The 17,071-nt window shown below is 41.2% G+C and carries 14 protein-coding genes; 8 read left to right on the top strand and 6 right to left on the bottom strand.

The features are described 5' to 3' along the window. Positions 1-134 precede the first annotated feature (134 nt). On the bottom strand, positions 135-884 hold the full coding sequence (locus tag CWB60_RS09710; RefSeq protein WP_104643966.1) for a hypothetical protein: 750 nt from the start codon (positions 882-884) through the stop codon (positions 135-137). A 597-nt stretch (positions 885-1,481) separates the two neighbouring features. Beyond that, positions 1,482-2,441, bottom strand: coding sequence for a hypothetical protein (locus CWB60_RS09705; protein ID WP_138579877.1), 960 nt, complete (start codon positions 2,439-2,441; stop codon positions 1,482-1,484). Between the two features lie 280 nt (positions 2,442-2,721). On the opposite strand from CWB60_RS09705, the gene CWB60_RS09700 reads away from it, so the two are divergent. The 4 genes from CWB60_RS09700 to CWB60_RS09690 all read left to right on the top strand — a co-directional run bounded on the left by CWB60_RS09700 (position 2,722) and on the right by CWB60_RS09690 (position 6,427). Then, entirely contained in the window at positions 2,722-4,575 is a 1,854-nt protein-coding gene (locus tag CWB60_RS09700) for a CIA30 family protein (RefSeq protein ID WP_138579876.1), read from the top strand. A gap of 84 nt (positions 4,576-4,659) precedes the next feature. Continuing rightward, a complete protein-coding gene (locus CWB60_RS09695) occupies positions 4,660-5,448 on the top strand; it encodes a sensor histidine kinase (protein WP_249318379.1) in 789 nt (262 codons plus the stop codon). Beyond that, positions 5,376-5,642 carry an ATP-binding protein gene (locus CWB60_RS20965; RefSeq protein WP_349304175.1) on the top strand — a complete coding sequence of 89 codons (267 nt, stop codon included), beginning with the start codon at positions 5,376-5,378 and terminating at the stop codon, positions 5,640-5,642. Before CWB60_RS09695 ends, CWB60_RS20965 begins: the two co-directional genes overlap by 73 nt. Beyond that, positions 5,639-6,427, top strand: coding sequence for a LytR/AlgR family response regulator transcription factor (locus tag CWB60_RS09690; protein WP_104643962.1), 789 nt, complete (start codon positions 5,639-5,641; stop codon positions 6,425-6,427). Before CWB60_RS20965 ends, CWB60_RS09690 begins: the two co-directional genes overlap by 4 nt. A gap of 16 nt (positions 6,428-6,443) precedes the next feature. Here CWB60_RS09690 and CWB60_RS09685 read toward each other — a convergent pair whose 3' ends face one another. Then, positions 6,444-6,854, bottom strand: a complete 411-nt coding sequence (locus CWB60_RS09685) for a hypothetical protein (protein WP_058549929.1) — start codon at positions 6,852-6,854, stop codon at positions 6,444-6,446. Positions 6,855-7,046: 192 nt separating this feature from the next. Between CWB60_RS09685 and uvrA the strand changes: the two genes are divergently transcribed. Next, entirely contained in the window at positions 7,047-9,608 is a 2,562-nt protein-coding gene (uvrA, locus tag CWB60_RS09680) for an excinuclease ABC subunit UvrA (protein ID WP_138579875.1), read from the top strand. Here the strand turns inward: uvrA and CWB60_RS09675 are convergent. From CWB60_RS09675 to CWB60_RS09665, 3 genes are all read right to left on the bottom strand, one after another. Continuing rightward, positions 9,605-10,096 (bottom strand): DUF2798 domain-containing protein, encoded by a 492-nt coding sequence (locus CWB60_RS09675; RefSeq protein WP_138579874.1) that lies wholly within the window; start codon positions 10,094-10,096, stop codon positions 9,605-9,607. The two genes, uvrA and CWB60_RS09675, sit on opposite strands and share 4 nt — an antisense overlap. A gap of 76 nt (positions 10,097-10,172) precedes the next feature. Further along, the gene (locus CWB60_RS09670) at positions 10,173-10,790 is read right to left on the bottom strand and encodes a LysE family translocator (RefSeq protein WP_064387054.1); all 618 of its coding nucleotides are present in this window, start codon (positions 10,788-10,790) and stop codon (positions 10,173-10,175) included. Between the two features lie 68 nt (positions 10,791-10,858). After that, the gene (locus tag CWB60_RS09665; protein ID WP_138579873.1) at positions 10,859-13,321 is read right to left on the bottom strand and encodes a S9 family peptidase; all 2,463 of its coding nucleotides are present in this window, start codon (positions 13,319-13,321) and stop codon (positions 10,859-10,861) included. A 165-nt stretch (positions 13,322-13,486) separates the two neighbouring features. On the opposite strand from CWB60_RS09665, the gene CWB60_RS09660 reads away from it, so the two are divergent. The 3 genes from CWB60_RS09660 to CWB60_RS09650 all read left to right on the top strand — a co-directional run bounded on the left by CWB60_RS09660 (position 13,487) and on the right by CWB60_RS09650 (position 17,027). Further along, positions 13,487-14,464: a LacI family DNA-binding transcriptional regulator gene (locus tag CWB60_RS09660; protein ID WP_138579872.1), complete on the top strand. Its 978-nt coding sequence runs from the start codon at positions 13,487-13,489 to the stop codon at positions 14,462-14,464. Further along, positions 14,464-15,693 carry a glycosyltransferase gene (locus CWB60_RS09655; protein WP_138579871.1) on the top strand — a complete coding sequence of 410 codons (1,230 nt, stop codon included), beginning with the start codon at positions 14,464-14,466 and terminating at the stop codon, positions 15,691-15,693. Before CWB60_RS09660 ends, CWB60_RS09655 begins: the two co-directional genes overlap by 1 nt. Before the next feature lie 107 nt (positions 15,694-15,800). Continuing rightward, entirely contained in the window at positions 15,801-17,027 is a 1,227-nt protein-coding gene (locus tag CWB60_RS09650) for a threonine/serine exporter family protein (protein ID WP_029773039.1), read from the top strand. The last annotated feature ends 44 nt before the right edge of the window (positions 17,028-17,071 follow it).

Here is a 17,071-nt window from a genome sequence, read left to right as displayed (position 1 = left end):
ATAAATATCAGTATATTAAGTGAACTAAATGTATAGATTAATAGATCATAAGCAGAACATACTTAGACCAAAAGGTGATCAGAGTTTTCACACAGTCTGTGCCAGAAGCGGACTGTCATAATCTTAGACTCTTATTATTTGCTTAAACCGTCAAACTCCAATTTCAAGTCTTTAACCGCTAAGCCTTTAGTTTTTTCGATTAAATCGGATAGAGATTTCTGAGTACTCAAATAATGTTCAAGAAGTCTTTCAAAAAATCCTGATTGATCTTCGTACTCTTCTTGCTTGAGTTGAGCATCAAAAACTTTCTCTCTCAGTCTTTCTATGCCACTTTCTATTAGTTTCAAGTCACCATGCAAATATATCGATTTTACTGAAAAAATATTCTCAAGCTTTATAAAGCTATCACTTGCTTCATTTAATAAATTTTCACGCTCACTTTTTGATTCAAGAGATGCATGTTTTTCAAAGAAAGCTTTTTGTTCACCTTCGATGTACTCTGCATATGAACGTTGATGTTCTTCCTCTTCAGGAGAATCATATGGTGCTCCTTGTGGGCATCCTATATGAACAAAACAATCTACGTAATGTTCAAAATATGCAACTAATCCATCTAGGTATTTTTGAGTAATATATAGGCTTGATGTGAGTTCCTCGTATGCAACTCTTTTAGTTTCCCAAATTTGTTGCTTTACCCAATACTTTTCGTTCATCTGACTTTTAATACCCTCAACAGCTTTGGTGCTTTTTTTAAGCTGTTCAATAGCATCATTAAAATCTTCTTTAGTCGCCAATGCTTTTAAACGATGAGCAACATAGCCTCCGAGAGGGGTGATGAGCAATGCCGTTACGATAGCAGGTAAATATGAAGTAAAATCTTCCAATTATAATATCCTTAAAGTGAAGAGCGTAGCTTGGGTACTCAGGGCACTTAACGTTGTGCACAGTGGTAAGTGTTAAAGAGTCCAGTGCCATAGGCACTACACTGCTGCATATTGTTAATATCCACTGACCACCACTGCCAATACTCTAGATGGTAAAAGCTCTAGATACCCTAGCTATTACCGCGAATTCCTGTCTTAAAATTTGCCATCTTTTCTAGTAGGCGATCAATAATAGTAGCTTTGCTTACTTATTTAAACTGCCGCTTGTACTATTTTAGCTTATCCAGAAGCCCCTACTAGTAAACCCAATCTGCTTCCCGCAATAACAATTTAATATCGCACCAGTAGGTTATTTTTCTACCGAGCATTAGGTAGATTTAGTCTTACCCATTAATAGCAAAATATTCTTTATTTCTCTATATCACATAGATAACTATGGATATATCAATTATTAACCGGCATAAACGACCTTTTGGATTGATTGTTTGCTATTAAGAGAAACTCTACAACCATAGATGTAAAACAAAACTTTCTGAAGGGATGACTGTCCGCTTATCGCCCATAACCGCCTTTTAAAACCACTCAAGCATACGTATTTTAAAGCTCTGCCTTAAAATAAGCATGCTCGTCGATATAATCTATCACTAGTTCAAAATATTTGAGGCCTGAACCACCCAATGCGCCATCAATTTTTTTGTCCATCATTGAAGACATAAACTCATGAAAGTTATTATCACCCCTTCTTGTAAACCAAACAGGTCCAATACTTTGTTCGGCTATAATTACAAGAGGTACCTTAATCATAGCTTCCTCGGTGCCATGCTCAGCCTTTTTAATAACAATCCAATCTGGGTTTCTGGCTTTCCAATTATCAAAAACACTAGCTGCAATGAAAGAAGTCCCAACCACATTCGATTTACTATGTATTTGTTTTTTTGCGGTATTAGTTAAAGTTGATGTTGCACCAGTATCTAATAACATTTGATGCTCTATTCCTTGAACTTTTATACTCATCCTAGGAAAGGCTGTGGTGTATTTTTGATAAGAGTCTTTTTGAAAACCTAATTTTACTTTTTTAAATTGGTTTAAGTTAACCCCATCAAGAGAATCAAGGATAAACATTGATTCATTTACATAATCAATTTTAATAATTTTTTCTGCGTGCCATCGACCACCTAAAAAGCCATCAAACTGTTGCCCTGTTGATATTTCTGCTTCAGGGGCTATAAACAAATATCCACCCATGAAATTTTCAATGCCACCAGTAGGTATTTCTGCTTCTGCTTTAAACTTAGGCATTTCTGACAAGGTATACTCTTCGCCATCTGCTATTTTTATGATTGTTGGCCAATTGTATTGCTGGTGAAGTTCTTTCGAAATGGCATTCCACCCACCGCCGGTATCTGTAAAAAATCTTAGCTTTTTACCACTAGTAAGTTCCGGGATTAAAATTATGCGATTATTATCAAATTGAGTTGGGAGCTGTTGCTCAGCTAAAAGCTGTAAAGGAGCCAAAACTAAGGCAAGTGAAAAAAGTATTAACTTTATACTATTCATTGATCTTCCATGACTTTTTTTATAACTTATGATACTAGCATTTGACTATTGTAAGTGTAATATCTTGATTAAATTCGTTTCACTTTTAGCTACATATTAAGCATATAAACAAAGTAATACAATAAAGTTAATTTCTCCTACCACAACGCTCATTTACTTTTATGTCGGTTCAACCTCTAATAATGTCGATTCAGATAAACATTAATGAAGCAGGTTAAAAAACTCGCTAAATTTCTTATCAACAAAACGCCAAATACCTATTTTGATAAGGAATATAGTCATGAACATTGTTACAAAAACAGTTATAGCACTGAGTTTAACAAGCCATTTTAGTGCGTATGCCATTGACCTGCGGGTCGACAACATTCGTTTATACCAAAGCAGTTCGCAAAGTTTTTCTGCGCCAAGTTCGCTGTATATTGAAGATGGTAAAATAGTAAGTATTACTAAAGCGAGCGACCCACTTAAAAACGCCGATAAAACTATTGATGCTAACAACCAATATGCAATACCTGGTTTAATTGATTTACATGTACATTTAGGCTCATCGGGTAGTAACTTTACTGAGTTTCAGTATTTGCCGGTTAAAGCGCACTTTAATTCTAATTTGTATTTAGGCGTAACAAACATTGTTGATTTGTTTTCGTTTGAGCAAACCCTAAACGAAGCCGCGCAATTAAAAGAAGCCCAACTAACCCCTAACCTTTTTTATGCGGGTACTTTGTTTACCAACCCTGGTGGGCATGGCACGCAGTTTGGCGGCCACGCATACGAAATTGCAAAAGATGAAGACATAGCAGCGCTATGGAAAAAACATATAAGCACTAATCCACATGTAACTAAAGCGGTTATTGAAACCTTTGGCGGTGTGGGTAAATCGTTAACTGATAGCCAATTAAGCGAGCTAGGTAAACGCTCTAAAGCGGCTAATTTACCGTATTTTGTGCATGTTTCTACATTAAATGATGCTAAACGCGCTATTAAAGCCGGCGCAACAGCTTTAGCGCACGGTATTAATAGCGAAGCGATTGACGATGAATTTATTACGCTAATGAAACAGCATAACGTAACCTATATTCCTACCCTTGCGGTGTATCATAACCATAGCGATGAAAAGCATAACCATACTATAAGCTCACAAAGCGAGTTACTAAAAACCATTCCCGAAAAGCTTCAAGGGTGTTTGTTTGAAAACGTGCCTGCACCTTCAAAATGGAAAGAGCACGCGTGGGAGGAGCGTAAAACCGCTTATGCAAATATACAAAAGCTACATAAAGCTAATATAACTATAGGCACAGGCTCTGATGCCGGAAACCCTTACACGCTGCATGGTACGGGGTTACATAACGAGTTAGATGCGCTTAAAAAAGCTGGTTTAACTAATAGTGAAATAATTAATGCAGCCACAGTTAACGGCGCAAAAGCGATTAATAAAGCCGAGAGCATTGGCAAGCTGGCTAATGGCTTTGAGGCAAGCTTTGTACTGCTTAAGCAAAACCCACTTGATGATATAAACCACATTCACACCATATCAGAGGTTTATAAAGCAGGAGTACAAGTAGACCGCCCAGCGCTTATTGCTCAAAACAAAGCCATAAAGCCCCAAGGCCCCGCTTGTAATGAAGAAGTTAAAAGCCGCCAAGCGCAACATGTTATTGATGATTTTACCGGTGATACACCATGGCAAGCCTTGAGCGACTCGGTAATGGGTGGTCAGTCTGTGGCAACACTTACCATGAATAAAAATAGCTTAACTATAGATACAACCATTACAAAGCCAACCAGCTTTGGCGCGTGGGCAGGCGCTGAAATAAAATTTACATCGCCGGTTGATGCCTCTGCATTTAAAGGTATTCGATTAACCTATAAAGGTTCAAGCACGCCTTTTGCTATGTCTGTTTATCATAGTGATGTAAAAGATTGGGATCACTTTAGTGTGCTTTTAAAGCCGCGCGATGAGTGGACAACGCTTGATATTCCTTTCACTACATTTAAACAGTTTGGGTTTGGTAGCCCCGTTACGTGGTCGGCAACAGAATTAACTGGGGTTAACTTAATGTGGCGTAAAATGCCAGGCGCAAGCAACGAGCCGTTAAAAAACACACTACAAATCAATAAGCTAACTTACTTTTAAATAAGTAACAGTCAAAACACAAAATCTTTGGGTTTTGACTGTTTTTTGTTATGGTTTAATCACTTACAAAAAGAAGCACCTATTATGCTCAAACATCCTTTTTACAAATACAGCTTTTTTATTCTACTTATTGTTGATATTGCTTACGCCCTTGGGCTGATAATTGCTAACTCTGCGCCCTTAACAGGCGGCAGTGCACTCGCCGCAACCGTGTGGTTTATTACTTTTTATTGGGTTCCGGTATGGAGTGCGGCAGCCGTTATTTTTTTCCTGCGCAATAAGCACATTAATAAAATAGTACTTGAATGGTTAATTGCCGTTGTATTTATGGCCCTCGGTAATGTGCTTACCGATATAGTGCTCACACTACTTTTTGATGGGCATAAATCAATGGGGATATTTGTAGTATTTAACGGCTTACTTTGGGGCTCGTGTATTTACTTCACCAGTATTTTTATTGAAAGCAAAAAACGCGTAACAGCCGAAAAGCACGCGCTTAAACAAGCTCAACTTGCTACATTGCGATACCAGCTAAACCCTCACTTTATGTTTAATAGCTTAAATACAATTTCCGCTTACATACACACAAAACCCGACTTAGCCGATGAAGTACTGCATGAACTCGCTGATATTTTAAGGTACTCGCTTGATACCGCAGAGCAACAGCAAATACCTTTACAGCAAGAGCTTACCATAATAGAAAAGTACCTTAATATTGAAAAGGCACGCTTTGGCGATAAGCTTAAGGTTAATTACCACATTCCCAATAGCCTTAAAAAAAAACGCTACCACCTCTTCTTATTCAACCTATTATTGAAAATGCAATTAAGCACAATGCTAAACAAACCTCACTCACACTTAATATTACCCTGAGTGAACTATCTAACGGGGTAAAAATTGTGATAAGCGACAACGGAAAAGGCTTTACTGACGATGTATTAAAATGTGGCTACGGAAAAGGTATAGGGATGAAAAACATTATGCTACGCGTTAATCAACTTGGACAAAGTAAAGTATTGCTCAGTAATGATAATGGTGCTGTTGTTACGCTGGAGCTAGCGTTATGAACAATATAAACCTGCCAAATAAAACGACTAAAATGCGCATAATGTTTGCCGATGACGAGCTTCCTGCTCGCGAAAAATTAAGCCATCAATTAAGCTTAATGGAGCATGTTGACGTGGTAGGCATAGCCACAAATGGCAAAGAGGCCATTGCATTAATTAATGAGCTGACTCCTGATGTGGTATTGCTTGATATTCAAATGCCTGAAATTAATGGCCTTGAACTTATTGATTTACTTAACTACCAACCCATTATTATTTACACCACCGCGTACGACCAATTTGCGATTGAAGCATTTGAGCACGCCTCAACTGACTATTTACTCAAACCTTTTCCAATTGCACGATTAAAAAAAGCGTTAGCCAAAGCGCAGCAGCAATTAGAGCAACAACGAGCGCACACTCATGTAACTAGCTGCGCAGGTGAACCCGCTTTTACAATTACCGAAAGTTCATTAAACAAACTGGTTAGTAAAAGTGGTGAGCGCATATTTTTACTTTCCCCAAGCGATATTAAATTTATTAAATCAGAGCAAGGAAATAGCTTAGCGTGGAATGGAGAAACGTTTAATCATTTGAGCGACACGCTCGATCAGCTTGAACACGCCCTAGCCGCGCACAACTTTGTGCGTATTCATCGCAGTTATTTGGTTAATATTGACCACATAAAAGAAATACAGCGCTGGTTTAACGGCAAGCTAATGGTGATTGTAAATGATGATATTAAATCTGAACTAAGCACCAGCAGAGCCGGTGCCGATAAACTAAAGCAATTACTACACATTTAACTTATCTAAAAATGTGTTACTGATCATTGCTCGAATATACACTTAAAATAGGAAACTTATGCTCAGCAAACGATACAGTTACCGACTGTGTTTGGTCGCCATTAAAGCCTAGTTTAAAATCACTTGGGGTTAGCCTGCTGCCATCTGCAAACAACGCTAATAAATGCTCCTGATTAAGTTCACGCTTGCCAGAGGCTAAATTTGTAAGGGTAATAACCGCCCAGCGCTCCCCTTCTTCGTTACTCATAAGTACATAGTTTAAAATTGAAAAGTCAGACTTTTTAGGCGTTATATTATTATCGTTTGGAAACGACAAGTGCATACTATTTGGTATGGCTCGGTCAACGTTCAATACATTATTTTGCGCTGCAAACACATTGGCGCAAAGTACTAATAAAAATAAAAAGCTAACTACAATTTTTGCCACAATTAAACTTCCTTTTAAATTTAGATGCTTGAATACTTGATTGAAATTTATACTCGCAGTTTTTACCTATTATGTAAACACCCTATTAAAAACCCAATAAACAGGCTAAGCGCTCATTCAGTGTCACCGCATTAGTATTAATACTTTGCGGCACGTTAATAAACACACGGTTTTTAAACAGGAGTAAATTAAATGGCAACTACACCTAAAAAGTTACATGAGCTTAGTAACGCGCAATCGGCTTTATTAAACCCAGAGCACAGCATTCAAGTAAGAGGCGCGCGTGTTCATAACTTAAAAGATGTGGATGTAGATCTTCCCCGTAATTCACTTGTTGTTTTTACCGGTATATCAGGCTCGGGTAAATCATCGCTCGCCTTTGGAACATTATTTGCCGAATCGCAGCACCGCTATCTTGATTCGGTATCCCCTTATGCACGCAGATTAATCGATCAGGTAGACGAGCCTGATGTAGATTCGATTGAAGGGCTGCCACCAGCGGTTGCATTACAACAACAGCGTGGTGCGCCCTCGGTACGTTCATCGGTGGGTAGTGTAACCACTATTTCTAACGCGCTGCGAATGCTTTACTCACGCGCAGGCGAATACCCCGAAGGGCAAGGCATACTGTACGCCGATGCGTTTTCGCCTAATACGCCGCAAGGCGCCTGCCCAAAGTGCCACGGTATTGGCCGCGTATTTAACGTAACCGAAGAGCTACTAGTGCCCGACCCCACTAAATCAATTAAAGAGCGCGCTATTGCAGCATGGCCGCCGGCTTGGCAAGGTAAAAACCTAAGCCGTATTCTCACCTCGCTAGGCTACGATATTAATAAACCGTGGAATACCCTGCCTAAAAAAGCCCGTGATTGGATTTTATTTACCGACGAAACACCTACGGTGCCGGTGTTTCCTGAGTACACGCTTGAGCAAACGCAAGCAGCTATTAAAAATGAAGAAAGCCCTAGCTACATGGGTACATTTACAAGTGCTAAACGCTTTGTTTTACAATCGTTTGCGAGCACTCAAAGCCCACGTACTAAAAAGCGCGTGTCGCAGTATATGCAAATATCACAATGCCCGCAGTGCGAAGGTAAAAAGCTTAAAAAAGAGTCGTTATCGGTTAAAGTAGCGGGCCTTGATATAGGTGAAATTTCACAATTAACGCTCAATGAGCTGGCAGATAAATTAAGGTTTGCCGCTAGTAACCCCGCTAGAAGTAACGCTGCAAATCCCGAGAAAGCCATAGTTGCAAAGCGTATAGCAGGCGACATTATCAAACGCGTAGAAGCACTCACTGAGCTTGGTTTAGGGTATTTATCGCTTGAGCGTACTACGCCATCGTTATCAGCTGGGGAATTACAACGCTTGCGGCTTGCAACGCAAATTCGCTCAAAATTATTTGGTGTTGTGTATGTGCTAGATGAACCTTCGGCAGGTTTACACCCAGCCGATACGCAAGCACTTTTAAGCGCCCTAGATGAGCTAATAGCGGCTGGTAACTCAGTATTTGTGGTGGAGCACGATACAAGTGTTATTCGCCACGCCGATTGGGTGGTTGATGTAGGGCCAAATGCGGGTTCGCATGGCGGTAATATTGTTTACAGCGGCCCAATTGAAGGCTTAGAGCAAATGAGCAACTCACATACAAGTCAATATCTTTTTAAACATAACAATAACGCAAAGCCAAATCATCAAACACAACGTACGCCAGCAGCCTGGCTTAAGCTAAGTGGTATTGAGCGCAACAATTTACACAACATCAGTGCCGAATTTCCGCTTAGGGTTATTACAAGTGTTACGGGGGTTTCTGGCTCAGGTAAATCAAGCTTAGTAAGCCAAGCCTTAGTCGAGCTTATTCAAGATGCTTTAGGACAAAAAACGCCGCCGCCAATGCCTACCGATGAAGCCGACTTGCTTGATCAAGAACTCCAAACACCAACCCATGGCAAAATTACCGAGGGCCTTGAGCATATAAAGCGCCTAATAACGGTTGATCAAAAAGCCATTGGCCGCACGCCTCGCTCAAACCTTGCTACTTACACTGGTTTGTTCGATCACGTACGTAAATTATTTGCCAATACCAAAGAGGCAAAAGCGCGTAAATACGATGCAGGTCGTTTTTCGTTTAATGTTAAAAAAGGTCGCTGCGACAACTGCGAAGGCGTCGGCTTTGTAAGCGTGGAGCTGTTATTTTTACCTAGCGTGTATTCGCCTTGTCCTGTGTGTAACGCCAAGCGCTACAACCAAAAAACACTCGACATTACCTATAAAGATAAAACCATTGCCGATGTACTTAATTTAACCGTTGAGTCTGCGCATACGTTTTTTGCCGATGAACCCGCTATTTTACGTGCGCTAAATGCGCTCTTACAAGTGGGCCTTGGCTATTTACGTTTAGGCCAACCTGCTACTGAGCTTTCGGGCGGTGAAGCCCAGCGCATAAAGCTTGCCACTGAACTACAACGTACGCAGCGCGGCGATACGCTTTATATTTTAGATGAACCAACCACTGGCCTGCACCCTAAAGATGTAGCCATGCTAATGGCGCAGTTAAATGGCTTAGTTGATGCGGGCAACACCGTAATTATGGTTGAGCACGATATGCAAGTTGCCAGTAACAGTGATTGGGTAATTGATATTGGCCCAGGAGCGGGGGACGAAGGCGGCTTAATTGTTGCTCAAGGTAAACCAGAAGATGTGGCTCAATCTGAGCATAGCCGCACGGCAACATTTTTAAAAAGCGCAATTTAGCTTTTTAAAAATCGCTCTAATTTAGGTTTTACGGTAACCGACATAACCAGCATTAATGTTAAACCAATGGGTAGCGCGGCTAATAACCCCTCTACCCACGCGGTATAAAATAAGCGCATATTGGCAAAACCTATATTGTTAGTGGCAGTTACAAACGCCATTAGCGACTCCATGGTAAGCGCCATAAAAACACTAATCACTAAATTGCGTTTTAGCTCACTTGCTTTTGGTAATAACTTAGCCACCAAGGTATTCATAAGGGCTGTCATTGCTAACCCCACAGGAGCCATAACCAACACCGCACTTAAAAACGAGGTAAACCAATCCATATAAAAATGCTCAGTTATACCTACATTTGTGTAAGTCATAATACCTGTTAAGCTGCCGCCTACAAAAACAATAATACTTACCATCGCCATTATTTTATAAATTACAGGTGTTTTTTTAGGCTCTACGAGCGCAGAATTTACTAAAGCAGGCGTATTCATTAAACAGGTATTTCTCTTAAAATAGATGACAAAGTCAACTATAGCAAATTAATTGATAATATCAACTGTTATTTAATTACCCTAATGCCAGCCATATGCCTACTAGCACCATAAGGCTGCCTGCAATTCGGTTCATCCATTTTATATTATCGCCACGGCTTAAAAATAAACGCAGGCTTTTACCGCCTGTGGCGTACGCTAACATGCAAATAAATTCGCTTATCATAATAACTAAAACAAGCACTAACAGTTGCGGGGCGAGTGCATGTTCAACGCTAATAAATGGCGGTAGTAAAGAGATCATAAACGCCCAGCCCTTTGGGTTAGCAATGGCAGTCACAAAGCCTTGCGTAAATAGCGACTGGCGGCTTACATCATGCGGTTTTTGTGTATCAATCGACATTTTACCTTTTGCGCGCCACATATTTATACCTATATAAATTAAGTATGCACCGCCTACCCATTTTAAAATATCGAACGCATTAGGGTAATTTAGCATTACGCTTGCAACACCTAATACCGCAGCAATAGCAACACTTGCGACCCCTAACAGCTCACCTATCATCATCCATAATGTGCGCCTTACACCTATGCTCATACCTAATGTCATGGCAAGGGTCATACACATACCCGGTGTGATAGATACAAAAAAGAAGGTAGGAATAAAAACGGCAAGCGCTGCAACATCAATCATTTTTTCTCTCTATATTAAAAGCAAAAAACGCGGCTAAAGTAGCCGCGCTATTGGTTACCTATTATCTACTATTGTTCAGTACTTGCCACTGGCTGAGTAATGACCTCTACTGGCTTTACGGTATCACTTAATAAATACTTATCTAGCCATTGCTCTTGCTCCCACAGTACATGTAATAAGCTTTTACGTGCGCGGTAGCCATGTGCCTCGTAAGGGAGCATTACTAAGCGAGCGTCTTTACCTAAGCCTTTAAGCGCTGCGTACATACGCTCACTTTGCATTGGGAAAGTTCCAGAGTTAGGATCTTCTTTGCCATGAATCATTAGCATTGGCTCGTTAATTTTTTCAGCATGGAAAAACGGCGACATGTTAGCGTACACACTTTGTGCTTGCCAAAAATCACGCTCTTCCCCCTGAAAACCAAACGGCGTTAAGGTACGGTTGTAAGCACCACTGCGAGCAATACCGGTTTTAAATAAATCGCTATGCGCTAATAGGTTTGCCACCATAAATGCACCGTACGAGTGCCCTGCTATAGCAATATTGTTTTTATCGGCAATGCCTTTTTTAACCAGCACATCAACCGCAGCTTTCGCACTTGAAACTAGCTGCTTTCTAAAGTTATCGTTTGGCTCGCTGCCATCAATACCTACAATAGGCATTTTAGGGTCGTCAAATACCGCAATACCTTTAGCAAGGTAAGGCATAGGGCCCCAATAACCAATGTAAGTAAATTCGTATGGCGATTCGCGCACTTGTGATGCTACGGCTTTATCTTTGTATTCAAGTGGGTACGCCCACATAAGTACGGGTAACGGGCCTTGAGTTACATCGTAACCTGGTGGTAAATAAAGCGTGCCCGAAAGCTCAACCCCGTCATCGCGTTTGTAACGTAACTGCTCTTTTGTAACCCCTTTAAATGCTGGGTACGGATGAGCAAAATTAGTAAGCTGCGTAAGAGTATCGTTATCTAAATCACGAATAAAAAAGTTAGGTTGCTCGGTTTTAGACTCTCGCACAGTTATAAAGCGCTCGCCTTCGTCGTCAAGCAGTGCACGAACACGCTCGTAGTATGGCGCTTGTGATTGCCATAAACGCTTGCTGCTATTCGTTTTTACATCGTACTGGTCTAAAAACGGAATATTACCTTGCTCAGACGCGCCGTTACCGCGCAGATACATATAACGCCCGCCAACAATTTTAATAACGTTGGCGCCTAAATCGTTACGCTCGTATATAAAGCTACCTGGGTTTTTATACGCATCGTTATAGCTTCGCTCAGAAAAAAGCACACGGTTTTTATCTGCATTGCGTGGCTGAATAACATACGTGCGCACTTGGCGGTCGCTAAAGCGCCAGTCGCTAAGCATGGCAATATTTTGATTACCCCAAACTATACCAGCATAGCGGCGCTCTACTTTAGCAAACAGTTTTGGCTCGCGTTTAAACGGCGCGCGTAGGCTGTAAATATAATCATGGTGCTTAACATCGGTTTTCATGTCGCCGCCATCTTGTGCTTCGGCCCAAATAACTTCTGCGCCTTGATCCGCGCGCCATTCAAAATCGCGGCGGCCGGTGCGAACACTGTCATAGCCTTGTGGAATGTTATCGGCAAGCGGTTGTTTTACAAGTTCGGCTAATGCGTAACCGCGCATTCCCCATATTTGCCAAGTGCTGGCAAAACGGCTGTACGGTACTTGATACGAAAACGGCTCGTTTATCGCAGCAACTAATATATTGGTTGAATCTGGCGATACCGAAAACGATTTAAATAATGCAGGGCTGCCAATGGCTTGTGTATTGCCATCAAGCGTTACGTAAGCTAATTGCCCTTGGCCGTAAAATTTAAACTGTGCTTCGTCAAACGGGCTGGTTAATAAATTTTGATAAGTACGCGCTGGGGCTTTTTCGCCTGTGCTTTGCTGTATAACAGGCACTACATTTTGACTGCTGTTTTTTAACGCGGGTTTACCTATATTAACCGCTAAATTTGCAACCAGTGCGCTGCTATCGGGTAACCATTGGTAAGGCGTAGCGGTAATAACTGAGTTAAGCGCTGCATTTGAGAGCATTTTTGCTTGCTTTGTCTCTACACTGTAAAGCCATAAATTTGCTTGGTTTTGTTGCTCTACAACAAATGCTAAATATTTACTGTTAGATGACCATTTAGGCGAGCGAATAATACCGTTTGGTAAATTATTAATATTAATAACGGTGCCGCTTTGCACATGCTTAAGCTCAAGCGCGCTGTATTTAGCGCTAACACGCGAACGCGAAAAGTTAGCAGGGTTAAGCTTTATACCCGCAAGTTTAAGCTCATCTTTAGCAAGCTCGTCAAGCGTCTCTACGCGCTTACGCTCAAATAAAGCAAGCCATTGGCCATCGCTCGATAAAAAACTAGTGGGTGCTAATTTGGCATCTACCACAGCGGCTAGCTCAGGCGAAGGTGTTTGATAACCTTGCTCAGCATAGCTGTTTGGCATTATTACAACACAACAAATAAAGGCAACTAACAGCCTAAATGCGTTCATGTTTTTATCCTTTTGTTATTTTTAAGATTATAAAAGGTATATAAACATGTTTTGCTCTGTTCATAAAGTATTAAGCTTTAAATTACAGGGCTAAAAGATGACTTAAACGCATTATATACGCTACACTACGCAGCTATTTACTCACTACTGCGCGCTTAAAATACCATGCCTAACAAAGCTAAATCGGTCACTATTTTTGATGTTGCTCACCGTGCGGGGGTGTCTAAATCGACCGTATCGCTGGTGCTTACGCACAGTAATAAAGTAGCCGATAAAAGCAAACAAAAAGTGTTACAAGCCATAGATGAGCTAGGTTATGTGTATAATCGCGATGCAGCGGCTATGCGCTCTGGGCGCTCTAATTTAGTAGTTGTAGTAATTGACGATTTAACAAACCCGCTTATGGCATTGCTTGCTAAAAATATTGAGCAGGCATTAAGCGAGGCTTTTTTTCAGGCCATTATTGTTAGTAGTAACAACAGCGTAGAGCGCCAAACACAGCTAATAAATAATTTAAAAGAATACAAAGTGGCTGCATTTATAATTTGCCCTGTGGCTAGTACCTGTGCGCAGTGGCTCGACAACCTTGCTGCTGCCTACCATGTTATTAGCCTAATGCACGAAGTACCTTACAGCTCAGCCCCGTGTGTTTTACCCGACTACACTAAAGCAAGCCATGTAGTAACATTGCAGCTAATAAATAATTCGCCTAAAAACATACTCTTTATGGGTGATGAAAGCTTATCAGCACAGGGTTTATTAAATGGCTTTAATAGCGCGTGTAAAAAACACAATATAACCCCTGAGCCAGCTATTACGTGCACAAAAAACACCCCATTACATGCTAAGCAAATATTTAGTAGCACATTACTTAATAATCCGAGTATTGACGCGGTTGTATGCGCTAATAATATAATTGCGCATGGCGTTTTAGCCGGCGCCCCGCATTTGAAAAACAATATAGTAAGCTGCTTACATATTCCTGATATTACCGAAATGCAACCTCGCTTTACTTGCGCCAATATAAACACGCAAGAGCTTGCTAAGCGCAGTATTTTAGTGCTGCAAGAACAACTTCAAACAAACACTGCACCAGTAAAAACACTGGTAAATGTAAACCTACAAATTAGAGAAACACCGTAATGAAAAAAGTGCTGGTAATTGGTTACGTATGGCCAGAACCAAATTCGTCTGCTGCGGGTACGCACATGATGTCGTTATTAAACGCGTTTAAAGCGCAAAATTGGCAAGTAGAATTTGCCACCCCAGCACAACGCACCGAGCACATGGTAAACCTAGATCACTTTGGTATAACCAGCCAAAGCATTGCCCTAAACTGCGAAAGTTTTGATGAGTACGTTAAAGCGTACAACCCAGACATAGTGATGTTTGACCGCTTTATGATGGAAGAGCAATTTGGCTGGCGTGTAGATAAACATTGCCCCAATGCCATTAAAATACTCGATACCGAAGATTTACAATGCCTACGTAATGCGCGCCACGAAGCGCACAAAGGCGAGCGAGAATTTACCACCAGCGATTTACATTCAGACATAGCAAAACGCGAAATAGCCGCAATATTGCGCTGCGACCTAAGCTTAATTATTTCAAGCTTTGAAATGCAATTACTTAGTAGTGTATTTAACGTAGAAGCCAGTTTATTACATCATCTCCCTTTTATGGTCGATTTAACTGCTTTACCTGCGCAAACTAAATCGTTTGAACAACGTGAGCACTTTATGACCATAGGTAACTTTAGACACGCCCCCAACTGGGATGCCGTGCTGTACTTACAAAAAATATGGCCGCTTATTCGCAAGCAATTACCAAAAGCAGAACTGCATATTTATGGCTCTTACCCGCCACCAAAAGCAACAGCACTTAATAACCCTAAAACCGGTTTTTTAATAAAAGGCTGGGCCGACAACGCCTATGTGGTAATGCAAAGCGCACGCGTATGTTTAGCCCCACTTCGTTTTGGCGCAGGTATAAAAGGCAAGCTGCTAGAAGCAATGATAATGCAAACCCCTAGTGTAACTACCGACATAGGCTGTGAGGGCATGCACAACGAACTACCATGGCCTGGTAAAGTGGCTAATAATACCGACGATTTTGCAAATGCAGCCGTTGAGCTTTACACCAATCAAGCCGATTTTGAACACGCGCAACAAGCTGGCAATACGCTACTTAATACCTTGTACGACAAAGTAAAATTAAGCGCGGCGCTAATTAATAAAATTGACTCAATAAGCAACGATTTAAAAGCGCATAGGGAAAAAAACTTCACCGGACAAATGTTAAAACACCATACTATGCGCAGTACGCAATATATGGCGCAATGGATTGCTGAAAAAAATAAAAAATTAGATTAAAAATGACTAGACTCCTACAGATTTGTGTTTAAAATCGCGCCCATTACAAATGGGCGTTTTAGCCTATACTTTTAGCTAATTTATTTACACACTGGTCCATACAAGATTTGAAAACTGCAACCTTTACTGAAAAACGCAAATTTATCGTTAAATTAGGTAAAATGCTTCATAAGTACGGCACCCCTGCGTACCGCCTAGAAGCACACTTAATGGAAGTGGCCACTTACTTAGGACTTAAATCGTCTTTTGTTATGTCGCCAACTTCGGTAACGTTTGTAATTTGGACTGATGGCCACGAAGACGAATACACCCACGTGGCACGCGTAGACCCAGGCGATCACGACTTAGGCTCACTTGCCGACACCGACGACTTAGTTAATCAAATGCTCGACGACAAGCTCACCTTACAAGAGGTTGATGCTCAGCTTGATGCCATTTACGACATGCCAAACCCGTACAATAAATTTGTTACCGGTATTGCTTTTGCAACATCGGGGGGGGCATTTGCCATGCTAATGGGTACCAGCTGGACAGACGTTATTTGGTCTGCGTTACTTACTTTAGTGGTGTATGTGTTTGTGCTGTGGTCGGGGCGCTCAAAACGGGTTGCTCACATGCTAGAGCCCCTTGTTGCTATAGTATCGGCAGTGCTGGCTTGTGCAATAAGTGTGTATATTTCGCCCGATATAAATATACGGTTAGTGGTGCTTTCAGCCATTATTGTATTTATACCCGGTTTAGCGCTAGCGCTTGGTTTAGCAGAGCTTGCAGCTAGGCATTTGGTGTCGGGTACGGCGCGGGTTATGGACTCGTTTATGCTGTTATTTAAACTGTACTTTGGCGCCTTTATTGGCATAGGCATTGGCTTTGCCATATTTGGCCAAACTGACTTTGTACAGCCCGAGCCACTACCGCGCTGGACTGCGTGGCTGGCTATATTTTTACTTTGTAGCAGCTTAATAGTGATATTTAGAACCAAACTTAAACATGCTGGGTGGTCAATCGCATCTGGTTTTATAGCCTATGGCACGAGTATTGGTTCGGCTATGTACCTTGACTACACGTTAGGCACATTTGTTGGTGCGCTTTCGGTTGGAGTGTTTAGTAACTTATTTAACCGCGTTGCAAATGCCCCAGCTTCCATTGTTGCCATGCAAGGCTTAATTGTACTGGTACCCGGCAGTAAAACGTATATTGGCTTAAACTCGCTTATTGAAGGCCAAGACTTTGTTTACGCCGAGCATATAGGCCAGCAAACGTTTTTAATATTTATGTCGCTTGTAGCAGGGCTAATATTTGCAAACGTGGCTTTACCGCCTAAAAAAAGCTTATAAGCTTGTTACCATTAAAAAGCCCGCTTACTTTGTAACGGGCTTTG

Origin of the sequence: Pseudoalteromonas sp. S327 (assembly GCF_005886415.1) — a bacterium.
Classification (GTDB): Bacteria; Pseudomonadota; Gammaproteobacteria; order Enterobacterales; family Alteromonadaceae; genus Pseudoalteromonas; species Pseudoalteromonas atlantica.
Note: the sequence above shows the minus strand (reverse complement) of the source record. Positions and strands in the feature narration are given on the sequence as shown.